Source organism: Nonomuraea typhae (assembly GCF_009760925.1).
In the GTDB taxonomy this organism is placed as follows: Bacteria; Actinomycetota; Actinomycetes; order Streptosporangiales; family Streptosporangiaceae; genus Nonomuraea; species Nonomuraea typhae.
In genome coordinates, this window is sequence record NZ_VRLV01000003.1 from 138,089 (window position 1) to 157,067 (window position 18,979).

Here is an 18,979-nt window from a genome sequence, read left to right on the forward strand (position 1 = left end):
TCCTTCAGCGCGAGCATGAAGACATCATGGGCTTTTCCGATGAAACGGTTGAAACCGTACGCGCGCTGTACCCCTCTCTAGCCGACGGCCACGCCTACCTTGACGGCGCGGCGGGCACCCAGACGCCACAGCCGGTCATCGACGCCATCTCCGACGCCTACCGCCGGGGCCTGGGCAACGTGGGCGGGGTCTTCCCGGCCAGCGAGCGCTCGACCGCGATCGTGGCCGCCTGCCGCGCGGCGATCGCCGACCTGGTCGGCGGGCTGCCCAACGGAGTGATCCTGGGCCCGAACATGACCACCCTGACCTACCGGCTGGCCCGCGTGCTGACCGGGCCCGGCGACGAGGTGGTCGTCTCGCGCCTCGACCACGACGCCAACGTCCGGCCGTGGACGCAGACCGGCGCGCGGGTGCGTTGGGCGGAGGCGGACCCGGTCACCGGTGAGCTGCCGGTCGAGCAGTACGCCGAGCTGATCGGCCCGGGCACCCGCCTGGTGGCGCTCACGGCGGCCAGCAACACCCTGGGCACCCGCCCGGACGTGGCGGCCATCTGCGAGATCGCGCACGCGGCCGGCGCGCTCACCTTCGTGGACGGGGTGCACGCCACCGCGCACGGCCCGGTGGACATGCACGCGCTGGGCGCCGACTTCTACGCCACCAGCGCCTACAAGTGGTCGGGCCCGCACATCGGCGCGGTGGTCGCCGACCCGGTGGCGCTGGAGTCGCTGCACCCGGACAAGCTGCTGCCCTCGCCGGACACCGTCCCGGAGCGGTTCGAGCTGGGCACGGCCGCGCTGGCGGACCTGGCCGGGGTGACGGCGGCGGTCGAGCACCTGGCGGACCTGGTCCCGGGCACGGGGAGCCGGCGTGCGCGCCTGGTGGCCTCGATGACCGCGGCCGAGGAGCACGAGCTGGCGTTGTTCGCCGCGATGATGTCGGGCCTGGAGACGATGCCGCACGTCACGGTGTACGGTAAGCCCGCCCGCCGTACCGCGACCGCGTTCTTCACCGTGGCCGGGACGACGCCCCAGCAGGTGGCCGAGCACCTGGCCGGGCGCGGGGTGAACGTGTGGAGCGGCAACATGTACGCCTGGGAACTGACCGGCGCGCTCGGTGTGCGGGACTCGGGCGGGGCGGTGCGCGCCGGGCTGGTGCACTACAACGACCGCTCGGACGTGGAGCGGCTGCTGGAGGGCGTGGCCGAGCTCAGATCCACCCGTCCAGGGAGGACATGAAGCCGGGCAGGTCGTCACGGTGGATGCAGTGGCCGGCGCCGGTGACGGTGCGGATCTCGAAGCCGCGCCCGGCCAGCTCCGCCGCGGCCCCGGGCTTGACGGTGAAGCTGGGGTCGGCCAGTTGCACCAGGGAGGGCACGATCGGCGCAGCGGGCAGATAGTCGGGGGCGAAGCCCGCCACGCCGTCCAGGAAGGCCGGGTCGAACAGGGCGAACCCCGCCAGTTCCGCCTCGACGTCGGCGTCGGACCACCGGGGGTTCATCCGGCGCACGCCGGCCTCGGTGGCGGTGGCGACCATCTGCCTCATGAACGCCAGCGCCTGGGCCGGCACGCTGTCGAGGGTGAAGCCCGGGTCGGAGTAGACGGCCTTGCCCGGGCGCAGCCGGTCGACGGCCAGCGACAGCGCCAGGCCGCCGAGGGAGTGGCCGATGGCCAGGTCGGCGCCCTCGGGCAGGGTGTCGGCCAGGTCGTCGCCGAGCAGCTCCGGCTTGTAGTCGCCGCGCGGGCTGGCGCCGTGCCCGCGCAGGTCGGGGGCGAGCACACGGTAGCCGCGGGCGACCAGTTCGGCCTCGACGGCGTGCCAGGTGCGGTGGTCGGACATGCCGCCGTGGATGAGCAGGGCGAGCTTGCCGCCGTCGCCGCGCTCGTGGACGTTGAGCTTCATGAGCCGGAGTTTATACGTATAACCAGGGAATGAACCAGACCATACTTTTGCTTGCACGCACAATGAAATTCTGAAGGGGGCACCACGATGGAAGCGGCAAGGCTGCTGGTGAAGGCACTGGAAGCGGAGGGCGTCCAGTACGTCTTCGGCATCCCCGGCGAGGAGAACATCCACTTCGTCGACGCGCTCAACGACTCCTCCATCCGCTACATCCTGGTCCGTCACGAGCAGGGCGCCGCGTTCATGGCCGAGATGTACGGCAGGCTGACCGGCAAGGCGGGCGTCGCCTCCGCCACCCTGGGCCCGGGTGCGATCAACCTCCAGCTCGGCGTGGCCGACGCCACCACCAACTCCACGCCCGTGGTCGCCATCACCGCGCAGGTCGGCCTCGACCGCATCTACAAGGAGTCCCACCAGGTCGTCGACCTGGTCTCGCTGTTCCGGCCGATCACCAAGTGGGCCGACCTGGTCCCGGCCGCGGAAGCGCTGCCCGAGATGCTGCGCAAGGCGTTCAAGACCGCCCAGACCGAGCGTCCCGGCGCCGTCTACCTGGCCATCCCCGAGGACGTCGAGGCCGCCGAGGTCTCCGGCGAGCTGGCCCCGCTGCGCGTCAACACCGTGCGCCCGGTGGACCCCTCCCCCGGTCAGGTCGCCCGCGCCGCCGACGTGCTGGCCCACGCCCAGCAACCGATCATCCTGGCCGGGCACGGCGCCACCCGCGCCGGCGCCGGCGCCTCGCTCGTGCGGTTCTCCGAACGGCTCGGCCTGCCCGTGGCCACCACCTTCAACGGCAAGGGCGTCTTCCCCGACGACCACCCCCACGCCCTGGGCGCGGTCGGCTTCATGCGCCACGACTACGTCAACTTCGGCTTCGACGAGGCCGACGTGCTCATCAGCGTCGGCTACGAACTCCAGGAGTTCGACCCGGTCAAGATCAACCCGCACGGCGACAAGAAGATCATCCACATTCACCAGTCCCCGGCCGAGGTCGACGACCACTACCCGGTCGACGTGGGCATCCAGGGCGACATCTCCCGCTCCCTCGACGCGCTCGGCGCAGCCGTCGACAGGCGCTTCACCCTCAACGGCACCGGCGAGAAGATCCGCACCCTCATCCAGGAGGAGCTCGAGCAGGCCGGCGCCGAGGACGCCTTCCCCATGTCCCCGCGCCGCGTGGTCGCCGACATCCGCGCGGCCATGGGCAGGAAGGACATCGTGCTGGCCGACACCGGCGCGGTGAAGATGTGGATGGCCCGCATGTACCCCACCTACGAGCCCAACACCATGATCGTCTCCAACGGCCTGTCCTCAATGGGCTTCTCGGTGCCCGGGGCGCTGGCGGCCAAGCTCGCCTTCCCCGAGCGCAAGGTGCTGGCCGCCACCGGCGACGGCGCCTTCCTGATGAACTCCCAGGAGATCGAGACCGCGGTGCGCGAGCGCATCCCCATGGTGGTGCTGGTCTGGGTGGACGACGCCTACGGCCTCATCGAGTGGAAGATGGACCTCGAGCTGGGCCGCAACTCCAACATCGCCTTCGGCAACCCCGACTTCGTCAAGTACGCCGAGAGCTTCGGCGCCCGCGGCTACCGGATCACCGCCGCCGCCGAGCTGCTGCCCACGCTGCGCAAGGCGCTGGACGACGACACGGTCTCGGTGATCGCCGTCCCCGTCGACTACGCGGCCAACCTGGAGCTGACCGACAAGCTCGGCGAGCTGACCGGCCCCTTCTGAAAGGGGCGCGCGTAAGATCGTGGGCGATGACCGAGATCGAGACCTTCTCCCCCTCGCGGATCGAGCCCGCCCGCGATCCTTACCACGTCTATCTCGACTCGCTGACCAGCGCGGAGTCGCGCCGTACGATGCGCGGCTGCCTCGATCGCATCGCCCGCCTGCTGACCGGCGAACCGGCCTCCACCGGCGCCGGCCAGCCCTGGCACCTGCTGCGCTACGAGCACACCGTCCGCATCCGCACGCTGCTCACCGAGCAGGGCTGGTCGCCGGCCTACGTCAACAAGCACCTGGTCGCGCTGCGCCGCGTGCTGAAGGAGGCGTGGCGGCTCGGCCAGACCTCCGCCGAGGACCTCGCCCGCGCCTCCGACCTTTCTCCGGTACGGCAGAGCCGCCTGCCCACCGGTCACCACGTGCCGCCCGAGGTCGTGGGCGCGGCCCTGTCTGCCTGCGACGACTCCGTGGCCGGGGTGCGTGACGCCGCCCTCATCGCCGCCTTGTACTCCACCGGCTGCCGCCGGGCCGAGCTGGCCGGGCTGGAGCTGGCCGACTACGACCCGGGCGCGCGATCGCTGCGGGTGCGCGGCAAGCGGGACAAGGAGCGCATGGTCTATCTGACCACCGACGCCATCCGGCTGCTCGAACGCTGGCTGGCGATCCGCGGCACCGCGCCCGGGCCGCTGTTCAGCCCGCTGAGCAAGGCCGGCCGCGTGCGCCCGCGCCCCCTGAGCGGGCAGGGCATCGCCGACATCCTGACCCGCCGGCTGGGCGAGGCCGGGGCGGCCCGCCGTACCGCCCATGACTTCCGCCGCACCTTCATCGGCGAGCTGCTGGACGCGGGCGTCGACCTGGCCACGGCGCAGGCGCTCGTCGGCCACTCCTCGCCCGCCACCACCGCGCGCTACGACCGCCGGCCGGAGAAGACCCGCCGCGAGGCCGTGGACCGGATCAAGCTGCCGGCGGCCCGTCCGCTGTCGGGGTGAACTTTCCGGCCCGGGCGTCCCTCCAACAAGAGGCAACCGACTCTTCCCAGGGGGGGAATCCGATGAGGCTCAGGAAAACCACTGCCATGCTGACGTTCGCGGCGCTCGGCTGCACGTTGCCGGCCACGGCCGCATTCGCCGCATCGCCGGGGCGTCCACCGGCGTTACCGCAGACGGGGGCGGGCCCGGCGACCTTCGCCTACCTGTGTGTCACGGGCAAGAGCCTGCGGCCCTCCGGCACGTGTGACACCTGGCGGGTGGTCACCGGTGACGGCAAGATCTACTCCTTCCCCGAGGCGCTGGCCTACGAGAAGGACAAGAAGGACCCCGACGTGGGCGACACGGGGTCGTTCGCGATCAGCCCGGACGGCATGCGGGTGGCCTACCATCGCGCTTCCGACGACCGCGTCGTGGTGCGTGACCTGGACAGCGCCGAGACCTGGACGGTGCCCTACAAGGTGCCGCGCGGCTCGACCGGGTCGCCGTTCACGCTGCGGTTCGTCCGCGACGGCAACGGGCTGGCCATCACGCCGGCCGACGCCGAGAAGGCCGCCACCGTCTACGTCCGGGTCGAGGAGGGGACGGCCCGGCGCATGCCCAGGGGGTGGACGCTGCTCGACGCCGACGGCGACCGGTTCACGCTGCTGCGCGAGCCCGGCATCGGCGCGCGGGGGATGTTCCGCACGATCACGGGCGGCAAGCCGGCCGACGTCAAGATTCCGGAGAACGCCGGCAAGCACCTCATCTGGGGCCCCTTCGCCGCGCGGGACGGCCGGGCGGCCAACCTGGTGCCCACCGACCCGCCCGCCTGCGGGCCGGACATGACGCCGGTCTGGCTGACCTCCTTCTCCACCGCCGCCGGCACGATGAAGAAGGTCAAGCCGCAGCTGCCCAAGGACGTGCACCAGGCCGACGTGATCGACTGGCTCAACTCCACGGAGGTCGTGGCGGCGGCCGGGCGGGAGCGGCCCGGGAAGCGGTTCACGGTGCCCGGCTCGTACGTCTACGCGGTCGACGTCACCACCGGCGCCGCCAGGCTGCTGGCCAAGTTGTCCACGCGCGAGAGCATCCACGAGAGCAACCTGGTCGTCGGCGGGTACCTTGCGGCCAGGGGCGCGGCGGCGGACAAGGCGGTCAAGCCCGCCAAGGGCGGCTGCGGCTGAGGTCCGCGGCAGGCCGCGGCGCAGGGTCTGTGGGCTGCGGCTACGGCAGGCCGCGGCGCAGGGCCTGTGGGCTGCGGCTACGGCAGGCCGCGGCGCAGGGCCTGTGGGCTGGGGTTACGGCAGGCCGCGCAGGAACTTCGCGGCCACGGGGGCGGCGACCTTGCCGCCGCCTCCACCGCCCTCGACCACGACGGCGAAGGCCAGCGGGCCCTTGTAGCCCATGAACCAGGCGTGTGACTCCAGCTTGGGGCCAGTGCCGTACTCGGCCGTGCCGGTCTTGCCCCGGGTTCCCGAGGGCAGGCCGGCGGCCTTGGCGGTGCCCTTGGTCACCACGGCCGACATCATGGCCCCGAGCCGGCCGGGCACGCCTTCGGGCAGCTCACGCGGCTCGGCCTTCTGCTTGAGGCCGGGCACGAGGGTGGGCGGGCGCCAGGTGCCGTCGGCGATGGCGCCCGCCACGGCGGCCATGGTCAGCGGGCTGGCGGTGATGCGGGCCTGGCCGAAGGACTCGGCGGCCAGTTCGGCGTCGGACTCCGCCTTGGGGAAGCTGGGCTTGGTGGCCGGCACGCCGATGGTGAGCGGCTGGTTGAAGCCGACCTGCTCGGCGGTCTCCAGCAGCTTCTCCGCTCCCAGCCGCCGCTGGGCGAGCGGGGCGAACGTGGTGTTGCAGGAGTAGGCGAAGGAGTCGGAGAAGGTCAGCGAGCCGTACTCGGCACGCTCGGAGTTGCGGATCTTCAGCCCGCCCACGGTGGCGTACTTGGGGCAGGTGACCCGCTCCTGCGGCCCGAGGCCGCCGCCCAGCAGCCCGATGGCCGTGACCGCCTTGAACGTGGAGCCGGGCGCGTACCGCCCGTTGATGGCCCGGTCGAAACCGCCCCGGTTGTTGACCACGGCCTTGATCTCGCCGCTGTCGCTCTCGAGGGCGACCAGGGCCGCCGGCTTGTCGAGGTCCTTGACGGCGGCGACCGCGGCATCCTGGATCCGGGGATCCAGGGTGGTCTCCAGCTTCTCGCCGTCCGCGCCGTCCATGGTCTCGAGCGTCTTGCCGCCGAGCTGGACCTCGGTGGCGGGCGTCCCGGCCAGCTGCTTCTGGAACGTCTCCTGCAGCCCGCCCCGCCCCACGGCCTGGCCGACCTTGTACGAGGGGCCGAGCTGGTCCACGTCCTTCTTGGTCGCCTTGTCCAGGAAGCCCACCAGTTGCTGGATCGACCCGCCGACCTGGCCGGTGTCGATGCGCTCGCCGGTGGCGTCGGTGATCTCGGCCCGAGCCGGCCAGCGCGTCTTGAGCGCGAACGTGGCGCCGGGCGTCATGGACGGGTGCAGCGTCTGCGGCGTCCAGTCCACCTTCCAGGTGCGGTCGGTCACCTTCACGGGGATCTGTCCCTCGTAGGTCCACGTGCCGGCGTTCTTGAGCTTGAGCTCCGCGGTGTACGGCACCGCCGACCGGCCGTCCTGCTCCGGGGCCGCGTTGCCCAGCGTGACCTTGAGCCCTTCGACCGCCAGGCCGGTGCGCATCTGCTCGTACCCGGCCAGCGACTGGGGCGCGGCCAGTTCCCTGGTCATGGCGGCGGCGTCGCCGTTCTGCCACGCGCCGGCGAACCGGCCCGCGGTCTCCATGGGGCTGCCCGTGGTACGCAGCAGCAGGTAGGCGCCTCCGCCTGCCGCCGCCAGTGCGAGCACCGTCACCCCGGACACGATCGCGATGGTCCTACCTCGCGCCACTGCTCAGCCCCCTGATCCGTCGGCAGACCCCAAGTTCCCGAGCTTAGTAGCGGACATATCCCGACATGTCACACTTTTGCAGATCGTTCCCCGGGGGCCGCGCCGATCGCGGCGACGGGATCGCGGGCCGCGTTGACGGCCCGGGGGTCCCAGCAGAACGGGCGGCATTCCAGCATACGGCCGTCGCGCACCGTGATCAGTTGGACGATCAGGGTCTCGGCCTCTTTGCCTGTGGCGCGGCTGCGGAAGCGCACCCGGTTGCGGACGGCGTGCGTATCGCCCGGATGTTTCACCGTTCACCGGCGCAAATCAGACCGCTGAGCCGCGGATGCCGTCCTTCATGCGGGAGGACGGCATCCGCGGTGTAACCGGCCGGTCAGGGGGTGTGATCGACGAATGCCGTGCAGTTACCCGGCCAGGCAGGATGATTCATGTTGCTGCCCGGGATCGGATCCACCTTGCAGGTGGTCTGGGCGACCTTTCCGGCCGAATTGAGGACCGTGACGTGGAGGTTGTCCCCATGGACTGCCAGGGAAACGTCGATGACGTTACCGGGATAACCGGGACGAGTGGAGATGTTGTGCCATGTAGGGATTGTTCGGGGATCGCGGATGTACGTCTTTCCATCCCCCGGCGCCAGGCCGATGAACTTGACGTTGCCGTGGAACGCGCTGTCGATCCCGCGGGCCGCGCCGGCCGGCCCGGGCGGTCCCGGAGGTCCGGTCTTCCCGGGAGGTCCGGCGGGACCGCGCTCACCCGGCCGGCATTTGCAGCCGCCCCCCGAATGGCACCGGTGGCAGCGCTTGGGCCCCCAGAAGGGGCGGCCGTGGTGACGCAGCGACGGTTTGTCCCGCGGCGGCGGCGACACCTCACTTTCCGCGGCGACGCCGCTCTGCGCATTCGCGATAGTCGGAGGCAGCGACGAAAGGGCTACCACGGCCGCGACGGCCGTCCCGAGGTAAACGCCTTTCCTGCCCAGGCTGGAGCGGTACGACATCAAGGCCCCTCTCTCTTACGATTGGCCAACGTGGGATTACCCGACGTCAACTCGCGACAATCTGGGCCGAGTCGCTAACAATCTGCAAAAGTATTACCTGGTACTCGCCCGGACATGGACGGGGTCGCCGATGTCAAGCACCCGGAAAATGAGGTCGGCCGCGTGGATCGGAACCCGGACACAGCCATGAGAAGCCGGTCTCCTGGGCACCGAGCGGGAGCCGTGAATGGCTATTCCGCCGTTGAAATACAGGGAGTTGTACATCGAGCCGAGCGGGCCGGTCGTCCAGCCCGCGGCGCGCCGGTCGATCTGAAAGTCGCCCGTCGGGGTGACCGCGACGGCGCAGCGTCCGCTGTGGCAGTATTCCACCCCTGCGCCCGTGGACACGTGCACGGTCATGATCTGGCGATGGTCGCGATACACGGTCAGCAGCTGCCGCTTGAGGTCGACCAGCGCGCCCGTGCGCAGGCTCAGGGGCAGCGGCCTGCGGTGGTCAGACGTGCGCAGGGCCCGCAGGGTGCGGGGGCCCACCCTGGTCCGCGGTTGCAGGCCCCGGCTCTTCTGGAAGGCCCACACCGCATACCGGGTACGCGCGTCGTACACGCCGCTGGGCCGCTCCCACAGGAAGCCGCGCCGGTACAGCGCCTCCTGCATGCCGATGACCGCCGCACCGCGCGAGCCGTACGACAGCGGCGCGGTGTCGGCATATGCCGGCCCGCCGGAAAAAAGCGCCGCCACATACGCCAGCACGCCGGCGCCAACCGCCCCCCACCGACCCTTATGCCTCACAAATCCTGACTACCCCCGCTTCCCATACCATTATCCCCACGAAATTCCTCAGATTTCCCGACATTCGCCAATGCGAACATCGGCCATCCACGTGGCGCCCTTTCCGCTCAGTCGAAGACGAACGCCTTCCAGCGGGCGACCCCGGTGTCCCGCACCGCGAACCAGCCCTGATTCCGTTCGAGCTGCTCGGGTGACCAGTAAAGGATCCAGTAGACGTGGCTGGGCATGAGGTGCTCGTCACGCGGGTTGTACATCACGATCTCCCGCACGCCGACCTCGTCGAGGAGGAAACGCGGCTGTGCGAAGTACACGCTGTACGCCTGGCCGCGCGGGACGTAGTGGTACTGGAGGACGGCGGTCACCGAGGTGTCGTAATCCCGGTTGAGCGCCTGAAGGGAGAGGGGATAGCTGCCGTAGCGGGTGCGGTGATGCTCGATGTCGGCGATGAGCTGCCCGCTGCCGGCCATCAGCCGCGCCCGGGCGGCGTCGGTGAGCGGCGCCAGGAGCAGGATCTGGGCCAGCAGGAGCACCGGCGCAAGCGTGACGAGGCAGAGCGGCGCGCGACCGGCCCCCCGCTCCCCCGCGCACAGCGCCCTGACCCGGGGGACCCAGCGGACCAGCACCAGCGACCAGAGCCCCGCCACCAGGAGGCCGAAGGAGAAGCCCGCGGTCAAGGCCGCCGCCCCGGCCACGGCGAGCGCGGCCAACGTGGCGAGACAGATCGCCGCCACCGCGTGCCGGAACACCCGGCGGCCCCGCCTCCGCTGAATCAGCCACACCATCCCCACGGGTACGGCCGGCATGCCGAACAGCCCGGCGACCTGCACCAGGACCGACAGCGGCAACGCCATCGCGTCGTGGGCGCCGGGCAGGAACGGATAGGCCATCACCAGGATGAGGGCCACGGCCGCGCCGGCGATGAGGAAGACGGTCCTCGCCATGCGCCGGACGCTAGCAGCCGGGCGTGCAGCCCCCGTGGACGTCCCGTGCAGACCCTGCACGGGACCCGCGTGCATGGCCTGCACGGGAGCCCCGGCTCACCCCGCCGGCCCTGCTCACGGAGTCCCGGCTCAGCCCGCCGACCTTGCTCACGGAGTCCCGGCTCAGCCCCCCACCTTGCTCACGGAGTCCCGGCTCAGCCCGCCGACCGGCTCGTGAGGATGACGAGGTGCTGCGTCGCCCGGGTCATGGCGACGTAGCGGTCGACCGCTCCCTCGACGCCGTCGCCGTACGACTCGGGATCGACGAGGACGACCAGGTCGAACTCCATCCCCTTCGCCAGCTCCGGCGTCAGCGACCGCACGCGGGGCCGCTCCTGGAACGCCGGGTCGCCGATGACGCAGGCGACCCCGTCGTCGTGCTCGGCGAGCCAGGCGTCGAGGACGGCGTCCAGCTCGGCGACGGACCCGTGGACGACGGGCCGGCCGCTGGCCCGGATCGAGGATGGCACGTTGGCGTCCGGGAGCACGGCCCGGATGACCGGCTCGGCCGCCGTCATGACCTCTTCCGGCGTCCGGTAGTTGATGCTCAGGGAGGCCAGGTTGATCTGGTCGAGCCCGATGCGCTCGAGGCGCTGCTGCCACGACTCGGTGAAGCCGTGCCTGGCCTGGGCGCGGTCGCCGACGATGGTGAAGCTCCGCGAAGGGCAGCGCAGCAGCAGCATCTGCCACTCCGCATCGGTCAGTTCCTGGGCCTCGTCCACGACGACGTGGGCGAACGGGCCGGCGAGCCGGTCGGCTTCGAGGGCGGGCAGTTCGGACTCGTCGACCAGGTTCCGCTGAAGGTCCTCCCGGCGTAGCTGCGTCACGAGGCCCTCGCCGTCGTCGTCGGCCGCGATCAGGCTGTCGACGACCTGGGCCATGCGCTCGCGCTGGGCGGCGAGGGCGGCTTCCTGCCTGCGCTTGTGCCGGGACGCCTCCGGGTCGCCGAGACGCTGGCGGGCCGCGTCCAGGAGCGGCAGGTCGGAGACCGTCCAAGCCTGGGCGTCGGCGCGCTGCAGCTTCTTGATCTCCTCGGGGGTGAGCCACGGGGCGCACAGGCGCAGGTAGGCGGGCACCGTCCACAGGTCGCCGACCAGGTCGGCCGCCTCGATCAGCGGCCAGGCGCGGTTGAAGGCCGTGAGCAGTTCCCTGTTCTGCAGCAGCGACTTGCGGACGAGTTCGGCCGGGGCCTCCTCGTCGTGCTTGTCCACCAGGATCGTGAGCAGTTCCGCCCAGATCTGGTCGCGGGCGTCGTTGTGCGGGGTGCCGGGGTCCGGCGCGGCGAACGCCTCGGCCCAGTCCTCGGCGCTCAGCCAGACGTCGGACCAGTGGGTGGTGACGGTCATCCCCTTGGCGGGCGCGTTCTCGTAGAACCTGACGGCCGGTTCGATCGCCTTCACCATGGTCGCGGCGGCCTTCAGGCGGGCCACCTCCGGGTCGGGCTCGGCCGCCGCCTTGGCGCCCTCGGGAACGAGGTCACGCAACGTGCAGGTCTGCACGCCCTCCTCGCCGAGGCTGGGCAGTACGTCGGCGACGTAGGCGAGATAGGGCTGGTGCGGGCCGACGAACAGCACGCCGCCCCGGCGGTGACCGAGGCGCGGGTCGGAGTAGAGGAGGTAGGCGGAGCGGTGCAGCGCGACGACGGTCTTGCCGGTGCCCGGGCCGCCGTCGACGACCAGGGCGCCGCGGGAGCCCGCCCGGATGATGGCGTCCTGGTCGGCCTGGATGGTGCCGAGCACGTCGCGCATCCTGGCCGAGCGGCTGCTGCCCAGGCTGGCGATGAAGGCCGACTGGTCGTCCAGCGCGGCGTGGCCTTCGATGCCGTCCGCGGTGAACACCTCGTCCCAGTAGTCGCCGATGCGGCCGCGGGTCCAGCGGTACCTGCGGCGGCTGGTCAGGCCCATCGGGTTGCCGTGCGTGGCGCCGAAGAACGGCTCGGCCGCCGGGGAGCGCCAGTCGAGCAGCAGCCGGCGTCCCTCCCGGTCCGTGAGGCCCAGCCGTCCGACGTAGACGGGTTCCTCCGGGTTGTCGGCGCTGACCATGCGGCCGAGGCACAGATCCAGGCCGAAACGGCGCAGGGTGCGCAGGCGGGCGGTCAGGCGGTGGATCTCCAGGTCCCGGTCCAGCGCCTGCTGGCCCTTGCCGCCGGCCGCCATGCGCTCGGCGTCGAGGCGGCCGGACAGGTCGGTGATCGACTGCTCGAGGCTTTCCGCGATGGCGGCGAAGTGCCGCTCGTCGGCGGCGATCAGCGTGGGGTCGGCTTTGCGGGCGAGGCGGTCGGGAAGATCGAACGCGCTGGTAGTCAAGGAATTCAGCTCCGATGTGGTTGTTCTCGGTGACCGCGTCTTCTAGTGGAGGTCGGTGAGCAGCCGCTTCGCGGCCACCATGGCGCCGTCGGCCCGGATCGTGGCGGCCACGGCGGCCGCTCGTGCGCGGGTTTCCGGGGCCAGTGCCGTACCGAGGGCGGCGGAAAGGGAGGCGAAAGTCGGCGCCGGGCCGTCGTGCGCCACGCCGATGCCCAGCTCGGCCACCCGGGCGGCCCAGTACGGCTGGTCGGCCACCTGGGGCACCACCACCTGCGGGGCGCCGGAGCGGGTGGCGGTCGTCGTGGTGCCCGCGCCGCCGTGGTGCACGACGGCGGCCACCCGGCCGAACAACGCCTGCTGGTTCACCTCGCCCACGACGAAGCAGTCGTCCCGGTCGTCGATCAGGTCCAGGCCGGCCCAGCCCCGGGCCACGACCACACGGCGGCCCGCGGCCCGGACCGCCTCGATGACCACCCGGGCGACGTCCGTGGACGCGCGCATGGGCATGCTGCCGAAGCCCGCGTACACCGGCGGCGGGCCGGCGTCCAGGAAGGCGAGCAGGTCGTCCGGGAGCGGGTTGGCGTCGGGCAGGATCCAGGCGCCGGTCTGGACGACGTCCAGGTCCGGCGTCTCCTTCCACGGGTCCAGGACCGGGTCCGTCGCCAGCCACGGCCGGCGGCCGATGACGTAGTCGCGGACGTGCTCCACCGGCGGCAGGCCGATCGCGGCCCGGTTGGTGTTGAGCGCCGCGCCGAACAGGGCGTCGATGCTCCGGGCGTCGAGCTCCCACAACACCCGGTTGCGGGTCTCCCCCGGCGGGAACGGCCGGCCCGGGTAGGCCAGGGGCGAGTGGTACGGCGACGGCAGCGTGAGCTGCTGGAAGGTCACCGACACGGAGGGGATGCCCAGCTTCTCGGCCACCGACCGCGCCCCGGCCGCGGCCGGCAGCGCACCCGTCGCCACCACGACGTCACACCCTTCGGCCGCGTCGATGACCGTGCCGAACTGGCCGGCGATCAGCTCGGCCGCGCGCCGGGGCAGGTCCGCAGCCCGCGGCGCCGCGGCCGTCAGCGCCCGCGCCGACTGGTAGACCGGCACCAGCGGCACGTCGATGCCGGCCAGCCGCTGGGCGAAGTCCTCGTCCGGCGGCGCGCACACGCGCACCTCCGCGCCGAGTTCCCGCAGCCGCACCGCGAGCCCGGCCAGCGGTTCGACATCTCCGCGCGAGCCGTACGTCGACAGCAGCACCCGCATTAAGCGTCCCCCATTTTCGCAGCTAAAAGGCCTCGGCCGTTGATTGTGCGGCATGACCGGGGTCTTGTGGCAAGTCCCCGAGTGCGCTATAGGTTGAGAGTGGAGGGGAGCGGCAACCCCCTGCCCTCACCCGCGCAGCGGCCCACGGGAGAATGAGAGCTCGTCTCGAGGACTGGGAGAGCTCGCCGTGGTCAGTGTCAGCGTGGAAACCCCGCAGCAAACCGAGCAGCGCCTGCGCCGCGTGATCGCCCTGGCCGACTTCACCGTCCACGAGGGCGTCTGGTGCTTCGAGGAGTCTCCCGCCGACCGGCCGCCCGAGCTCACCCCCGGCACGCTGGCGGTGGTGCGCGACGCCGACAGCTGGAGCAGCCTCGTCCCGCTGGCCGGACCGCGGGAGCAGGTCGAGGAGTTCGGGATCTTCTCCTTCCACTTCCCGCCCGGCGCCGACAACAGCGGCTTCGTCGGCTGGCTGGCCACCCGCCTCAAGGCCGAGCTGGGCACCGGTGTGTTCGTCGTGTGCGGCAGCAACCGTGCCCGGGGCGGGATCTACGATTACTGGGGTTGTCCCGTCGGCCTGCTGGACGAGGCCGTCGCCGTGGTCGAGGCCCTGCGTTCGTCCTGACCGCCGGGCATGGTCGGCCCTCGGCACGTGGACGAGGTCTGCCGGTGGACGAAGCCCGGCAGGACGAAGACGATGAGCAGGACGACCTGGATCACGGCCGAGGCGGTATCGGCCATCATGAAGATCGTATTGCTGGGTTCATGACGCGGAAAGCCCGATGTTCAGGGGGAAGCCGTGACAGAGACCGAAGAGTTGATCGACCGTGCGCTGACGCTGAAACTCCGGTTCGAGCGGTCCGGCAGCCGCGCGGACATCGACGAGGCGATCAGGCTCGGCGAGGTCGCGGTCGCCGCCGGCGGCCCCCGCCTCGACGTGGCGCTGGGCAATCTGAGCGCGGCACTGCTCAGGCGCTTCGAACGCTTCTCCGACCGGGCCGACCTCGACGAGGCCATCGACCTGGCCCGCGCCGCGGCGGCGGGACTGCGGGAGGGCACCACGGAGCGCGCCGCCGCCGACGTCAACCTCGGCCGGCTGCTGACGGTCTGCTACCAGCACCGCAACGACCTCGCCGCGCTGGACGAGAGCATCGAGCTGGTCAGGGCGGTGGCGCCGGGCGATCCACTGGCCCTGCTCAACCTGGCCGGCTCGCTGCGGCAGCGCTACGAGCGCACCGGCTGCGACCGTGATCTGATCGCCGCGGCGCGGGCCCTGGCCGACGCCCTGACGTTGCTGCCGGAGGGTCATCCGGCCCTGGGCATGCTGCTGTCCGAGCTCAGCGTCGTGGAGTCCCGCCGCTACCACGCGAGCGGCGACCCCGCCCGTCTGGACGCCGCCGTCGGCGCCGCGCGCCGCTCGGTCACGGCCACGCCGCCCGGCCACCCCAGGTTCAGCGCCCACCGGGCCAACCTGGCCGGCGCGCTGCAGACCCGCTACGAGCGCACCGGCGAACTCGACGACCTCGAGGAGGCCGTGGACAACGCCCGGCGGGCCGAGTCCGCCGCCGGAAACGGCCCGCTCACGTGGGCGGCCGCGATGGCCGCGAGCCTGTGCGGGCTGCTGCGCATGCGCTACGCCCGCACCGGTGACGCGACCGACCTCGACGAGGCGGTGGCCGCGGCCCGTCGCGCGCTGGCCGCCGTCCCCGAGGGCAGCCCCGAGCGCGGCGGTCTGCTGACCACACTGTGTACGGCGTTGCGCGCCCGCTACCTGAGATCCGGCGAGCGGGCCGACATCGAGGAGGCGGTCACCGCCGGGCGGGAGGCGCTGGCGTGCACGCCGTCCCGGCATTCGGCGCTGGCCCGCTTCCGGCTCAACCTGGCCGTCGCGCTGCTCACGCTCTTCTCCAGGACCGGCGCGGCCGGGGCCGAACTCGACGCGCTCGGCCAGCTCGAGACCGCGCTGGAGGAGATGCCGGCCGGCGATCCCGAGCAGGGCCGCTTCCTGTCCCACCTGGCCACGGCCCGCCGCCTGCGCGCCGAGCGGACCGGGGAGCGGGCCGGCCACGACCTGGCCGTGCGCACCGCGGAACGGGCGCTGGCGGTCACCCGGTCCGGCCACCCGCACCTGGGCGAGCGGCGCCACGAACTCGCCTTGGCGCTGCAGGCCCGCTACGAGCACAGCCGCGACCCGGCCGACCTGGACGCGGCCATCGCCGCGGGCAGAGACGCGATCCAGGTCACGCCGCCGGGGCACGCCCATCGGGCCGGTCTGCTGGGCAACCTCGGCAGCGCCCTGCTGCGCCGGGCCGTGCGCGAGAGCGGCGCGCCCTGGGACGACAAGACCGGCCCCGCCTCCGGAACCGAGGCCGGCCGCGTCCCCGGAACCGATACGGGCCCCGCCCTGGGTGACGAGGCCGGCCCGGCCTCCGGGGACGAGGCGGGCTCCGCCGTACCGGAAAGGGAGCGGGACGGCGGGGCCGGGGACGCGCGTGCGGCGCTCGCCCTGTGCCGTGAGGCGGCGCTGGACGAGGCCGGGACGCTCACCTCGCGCATCGGCGCGGCCCGGCAGTGGGGCGGGTGCGGCGCAGTGCTGGGAGATTGGACGCAGGCGCTGGCCGGGCTGGAGACGGCGATCGGGCTGCTGCCGCGGCTCGCGCCGCGCGACCTGGAGCGCGCCGAACAGGAGCACCGGCTGGCGCAGATCGCCGGGGTGGCGGCGGAGGCTGCGGCCTGCGCGCTGGAGAACGGGCTGCCCGAGCGGGCGCTGGAGCTGCTGGAGGCCGGGCGCGGGGCGCTGTACGCGCAGACGCTGGCGACCGGGCCCGAGCCGGCCGGGCTCGACCCCGCCCTGGCCACGCGGGTGGAGCGGCTGCGCCGCGACCTCGACGCCGACCAGACCGCGCCCGCCGCCCGGCGCAGGGAGCTGAGCGGGCGGTGGGCGGCGCTGGTCGAGGAGATCAGGGCGCTGCCCGGCCACGGGGGCTTCGCCGCGCCCCCCGCCGCCGCCGAGCTGACCGCGCAGGCCGGGCGCGGCCCCATCGTGGTGGTGAACGTCAGCGAGTACCGCTGCGACGCGCTGCTCGTGACCCGCGACGGCGTGCGCGCGCTGCGGCTGCCCGGCCTGACCCGGCGCGAGGCCGTGGCCAAGGCGGTTGTCTTCCACGCGGCCCGCGAGCGGGCGGGCGAGAGGGCGGGCGAGGTGCACGGCGTGCTGGCCTGGCTGTGGGAGCGCGTCGCGGAGCCGGTGCTGGCGGCGCTGCCCGGCGAGCGCCGCGTGTGGTGGATCGGGACCGGCCCGCTCGCCCTGCTCCCCCTGCACGCCGCCGGGCACCACACCGACGGCACGGGCAGGACGGTGCTGGACCGGGTGGTCTCCTCCACCGCGCCGACCATCGGCGCGCTGGCCCACGCGCGGGCCGCCGCCGCGCACCCCGCGGCGGGCGGCACCCTCGTGGTCACCGGCTCCGGAGCCCCGCACCCCGGCGAACCCGTCCTGGCCGCCTTCCCGGAGGCGCTCAGCCTGCACGACGAACCACCGGCGACCGTCCTTGCGCACCTGGCGACGGCCGCCCGCGTGCATTTCGCCTGCCACGGCCACCTCGGCCCGGCCGGCCCGTCGCAGAGCCGCCTGCTCATCGGCCCCCGGGGCGATCTGCGCCTGACCGCCGTCGCCGGCCTGCGCCTGCGCGGCGCCCACCTCGCCTACCTGTCGGCCTGCGGTACGGCGCAGCCGCACGGCGGGCCGGCCGGCGAGGCGATCCATCTGGCGGCCGCCTTCCACCTGGCCGGGTACGCCAACGTGGTGGCGACGCTGTGGCCCGTCTACGGCAGTCCGGCGGCCGAGGTGGCCAAGATCTTCTACGCCGACGCCGCGCACCCGGCCGAGGCCCTGCACCGGGCGGTGCTGTCGCTGCGCGCGGACCTGCCGGGGCTGCCCGCGCTGTGGGCGCCGTTCATTCACTCGGGGGGCTAGGGGCCCCGGCCTCCGGCTCCCGCCGCCGCCCGGACCGGAAGATCGGCACCGGCGCGAGGTGCTCGCCCAGCTCCCTGATCTGGCACGACCTGTCGTCCCGTCCCTCGTCGATCTCCCGGATCCGCTCCCTGACCTCGCCGAGCCGCCGCATCAGCTCCCGGTGGGCGGGCAGCAGCCTGCCGGGCCGTCCCAGAGCCTCGCCGACCCGGCGGAAGGCGGCCCGCGTCCTGCCCACCTCGTCCCGGTCCTCGCCGCCGGTCCGGCGGCCGCGTATCCACCTGCCTCCGGCCTGCATCCCCCACGCGACACCGCCGCGGACGACGGCGTATTGCCACGGGCCCGCCAGCGCCGCCAGCCCCGTCAGGCCCAGCGTCTTGCCCACCCGGCGGCGCAGCTCGCGCTCGTCCCGTTCGAGCGCGGCCTCCTGCTCCCGGCACGCGGCGAGCTCGTCCGCGCGCAGGCGATCCAGGTGGCTCATGACGGCGAACAGCATCGGCAGGTGCACCCATCGCGGGCTGACCAGCTCCGGATCGACCCGGCTGAGCTGCGCTCCGGGGAAGACTCCGGCGCGGACCGGGCAGACCATCGTGTGGGTGCCGGGCTCGAAGCACAGGGGAAGCAGCTCCCGCACCTCCCGGATCAGGCGTTCCTCGCTCTTGTCCGGGCCGCGCGCGATCTGGTCGAACTTGGTGACCACGACGGCGATGGACGGGCAGGCCCCGCCGTGCTCGCGCCGCAGGCCGAACAGGTGCTGGAGCAGGAAGGACATCCGTGCGGCGCCGATCAGGCCGGCGGCGTGCACGCGCGTGGTGTCGTCGAGCGGATCGCCCAGGACGCCGCCGTCGAGCACCAGGACGATCGTGTCGCTCTCGGCCAGCTGCTCCGCCCCGTCGCCGGGATGCTCCGTCCACTCGGCGACGGCCAGGTCCGCGCGGCCGTCGCGCAGGGTCATCGTGTGGGTGACGGGCCTTTCCGTACGGCGGGGCGGAAACCTGCCCTCGTCCGCCAGGAGCTTCCAGACCCGCCGCAACTCGAGGTCGGCCTCGGCCGATTCGGCGCGCAGGTAATAGGACTGCCCCTGGGACACGCCGAGTGACAGCACGTCGTACATCGCGTGCAGGAGCGTGGTCGAGCCGGCTCCGGGGACGCCGAGGGCGGTGATGACCACGCGGGGAACGGCCATGA

Annotated in this window: 15 protein-coding genes; 6 read left to right on the forward strand and 9 right to left on the reverse strand. The window is 72.7% G+C overall.

Annotated elements, in window-relative coordinates:
• The first annotated feature begins 26 nt into the window (after window positions 1-26).
• Window positions 27-1,235, forward strand: a complete 1,209-nt coding sequence (locus tag FVE25_RS12800) for a cysteine desulfurase-like protein (RefSeq protein ID WP_157246760.1) — start codon at window positions 27-29, stop codon at window positions 1,233-1,235.
• On the opposite strand, the gene FVE25_RS12805 is transcribed toward FVE25_RS12800, so the two are convergent.
• Window positions 1,207-1,899, reverse strand: coding sequence for an alpha/beta fold hydrolase (locus tag FVE25_RS12805; RefSeq protein ID WP_157246761.1), 693 nt, complete (start codon window positions 1,897-1,899; stop codon window positions 1,207-1,209). The genes FVE25_RS12800 and FVE25_RS12805 overlap by 29 nt on opposite strands.
• 87 nt (window positions 1,900-1,986) lie before the next feature.
• Between FVE25_RS12805 and FVE25_RS12810 the strand changes: the two genes are divergently transcribed.
• The 3 genes from FVE25_RS12810 to FVE25_RS12820 all read left to right on the forward strand — a co-directional run bounded on the left by FVE25_RS12810 (window position 1,987) and on the right by FVE25_RS12820 (window position 5,773).
• Window positions 1,987-3,630, forward strand: coding sequence for an acetolactate synthase large subunit (locus FVE25_RS12810; RefSeq protein ID WP_157246762.1), 1,644 nt, complete (start codon window positions 1,987-1,989; stop codon window positions 3,628-3,630).
• A gap of 26 nt (window positions 3,631-3,656) precedes the next feature.
• Window positions 3,657-4,610 (forward strand): tyrosine-type recombinase/integrase, encoded by a 954-nt coding sequence (locus FVE25_RS12815; protein WP_157246763.1) that lies wholly within the window; start codon window positions 3,657-3,659, stop codon window positions 4,608-4,610.
• A gap of 86 nt (window positions 4,611-4,696) precedes the next feature.
• Window positions 4,697-5,773 (forward strand): hypothetical protein, encoded by a 1,077-nt coding sequence (locus FVE25_RS12820; protein ID WP_157246764.1) that lies wholly within the window; start codon window positions 4,697-4,699, stop codon window positions 5,771-5,773.
• 114 nt (window positions 5,774-5,887) lie between these two features.
• Here FVE25_RS12820 and FVE25_RS12825 read toward each other — a convergent pair whose 3' ends face one another.
• The 7 genes from FVE25_RS12825 to FVE25_RS12855 all read right to left on the reverse strand — a co-directional run bounded on the left by FVE25_RS12825 (window position 5,888) and on the right by FVE25_RS12855 (window position 13,821).
• The gene (locus FVE25_RS12825) at window positions 5,888-7,468 is read right to left on the reverse strand and encodes a penicillin-binding transpeptidase domain-containing protein (protein ID WP_246266980.1); all 1,581 of its coding nucleotides are present in this window, start codon (window positions 7,466-7,468) and stop codon (window positions 5,888-5,890) included.
• Between the two features lie 95 nt (window positions 7,469-7,563).
• Entirely contained in the window at window positions 7,564-7,788 is a 225-nt protein-coding gene (locus FVE25_RS12830; protein WP_181019559.1) for a nuclear transport factor 2-like protein, read from the reverse strand.
• Between the two features lie 83 nt (window positions 7,789-7,871).
• Window positions 7,872-8,492, reverse strand: coding sequence for a hypothetical protein (locus FVE25_RS53795; protein WP_181019560.1), 621 nt, complete (start codon window positions 8,490-8,492; stop codon window positions 7,872-7,874).
• 93 nt (window positions 8,493-8,585) lie between these two features.
• Window positions 8,586-9,242 carry a L,D-transpeptidase family protein gene (locus FVE25_RS12840; protein ID WP_157246766.1) on the reverse strand — a complete coding sequence of 219 codons (657 nt, stop codon included), beginning with the start codon at window positions 9,240-9,242 and terminating at the stop codon, window positions 8,586-8,588.
• Between the two features lie 146 nt (window positions 9,243-9,388).
• Window positions 9,389-10,222, reverse strand: a complete 834-nt coding sequence (locus FVE25_RS12845) for a hypothetical protein (protein WP_157246767.1) — start codon at window positions 10,220-10,222, stop codon at window positions 9,389-9,391.
• Window positions 10,223-10,416: 194 nt separating this feature from the next.
• On the reverse strand, window positions 10,417-12,576 hold the full coding sequence (gene helR / locus FVE25_RS12850) for an RNA polymerase recycling motor ATPase HelR (protein WP_157247666.1): 2,160 nt from the start codon (window positions 12,574-12,576) through the stop codon (window positions 10,417-10,419).
• A gap of 33 nt (window positions 12,577-12,609) precedes the next feature.
• Entirely contained in the window at window positions 12,610-13,821 is a 1,212-nt protein-coding gene (locus FVE25_RS12855) for a glycosyltransferase (protein WP_157246768.1), read from the reverse strand.
• Between the two features lie 187 nt (window positions 13,822-14,008).
• On the opposite strand from FVE25_RS12855, the gene FVE25_RS12860 reads away from it, so the two are divergent.
• Together FVE25_RS12860 and FVE25_RS12865 are read left to right on the forward strand one after the other, a co-directional pair.
• Window positions 14,009-14,443 carry a DUF6196 family protein gene (locus tag FVE25_RS12860; RefSeq protein WP_157246769.1) on the forward strand — a complete coding sequence of 145 codons (435 nt, stop codon included), beginning with the start codon at window positions 14,009-14,011 and terminating at the stop codon, window positions 14,441-14,443.
• A gap of 174 nt (window positions 14,444-14,617) precedes the next feature.
• Entirely contained in the window at window positions 14,618-17,794 is a 3,177-nt protein-coding gene (locus tag FVE25_RS12865; RefSeq protein ID WP_157246770.1) for a CHAT domain-containing protein, read from the forward strand.
• Here FVE25_RS12865 and FVE25_RS12870 read toward each other — a convergent pair.
• Window positions 17,775-18,977, reverse strand: a complete 1,203-nt coding sequence (locus FVE25_RS12870; protein WP_157246771.1) for a hypothetical protein — start codon at window positions 18,975-18,977, stop codon at window positions 17,775-17,777. The genes FVE25_RS12865 and FVE25_RS12870 overlap by 20 nt on opposite strands.
• Between the last annotated feature and the right edge of the window lie 2 nt (window positions 18,978-18,979).

Bases quoted from the DNA above. Each gene is read 5' to 3' on its own strand.
- FVE25_RS12870 (WP_157246771.1), bottom strand. From the start codon at position 18,977: ATGGCCGTTCCCCGCGTGGTCATCACCGCCCTCGGCGTCCCCGGAGCC.
- FVE25_RS12800 (WP_157246760.1), top strand. From the start codon at position 27: ATGGGCTTTTCCGATGAAACGGTTGAAACCGTACGCGCGCTGTACCCC.
- FVE25_RS12845 (WP_157246767.1), bottom strand. From the start codon at position 10,222: ATGGCGAGGACCGTCTTCCTCATCGCCGGCGCGGCCGTGGCCCTCATC.
- FVE25_RS12805 (WP_157246761.1), bottom strand. From the start codon at position 1,899: ATGAAGCTCAACGTCCACGAGCGCGGCGACGGCGGCAAGCTCGCCCTG.
- FVE25_RS12855 (WP_157246768.1), bottom strand. From the start codon at position 13,821: ATGCGGGTGCTGCTGTCGACGTACGGCTCGCGCGGAGATGTCGAACCG.
- FVE25_RS12815 (WP_157246763.1), top strand. From the start codon at position 3,657: ATGACCGAGATCGAGACCTTCTCCCCCTCGCGGATCGAGCCCGCCCGC.
- FVE25_RS12810 (WP_157246762.1), top strand. From the start codon at position 1,987: ATGGAAGCGGCAAGGCTGCTGGTGAAGGCACTGGAAGCGGAGGGCGTC.
- FVE25_RS53795 (WP_181019560.1), bottom strand. From the start codon at position 8,492: ATGTCGTACCGCTCCAGCCTGGGCAGGAAAGGCGTTTACCTCGGGACG.
- FVE25_RS12820 (WP_157246764.1), top strand. From the start codon at position 4,697: ATGCTGACGTTCGCGGCGCTCGGCTGCACGTTGCCGGCCACGGCCGCA.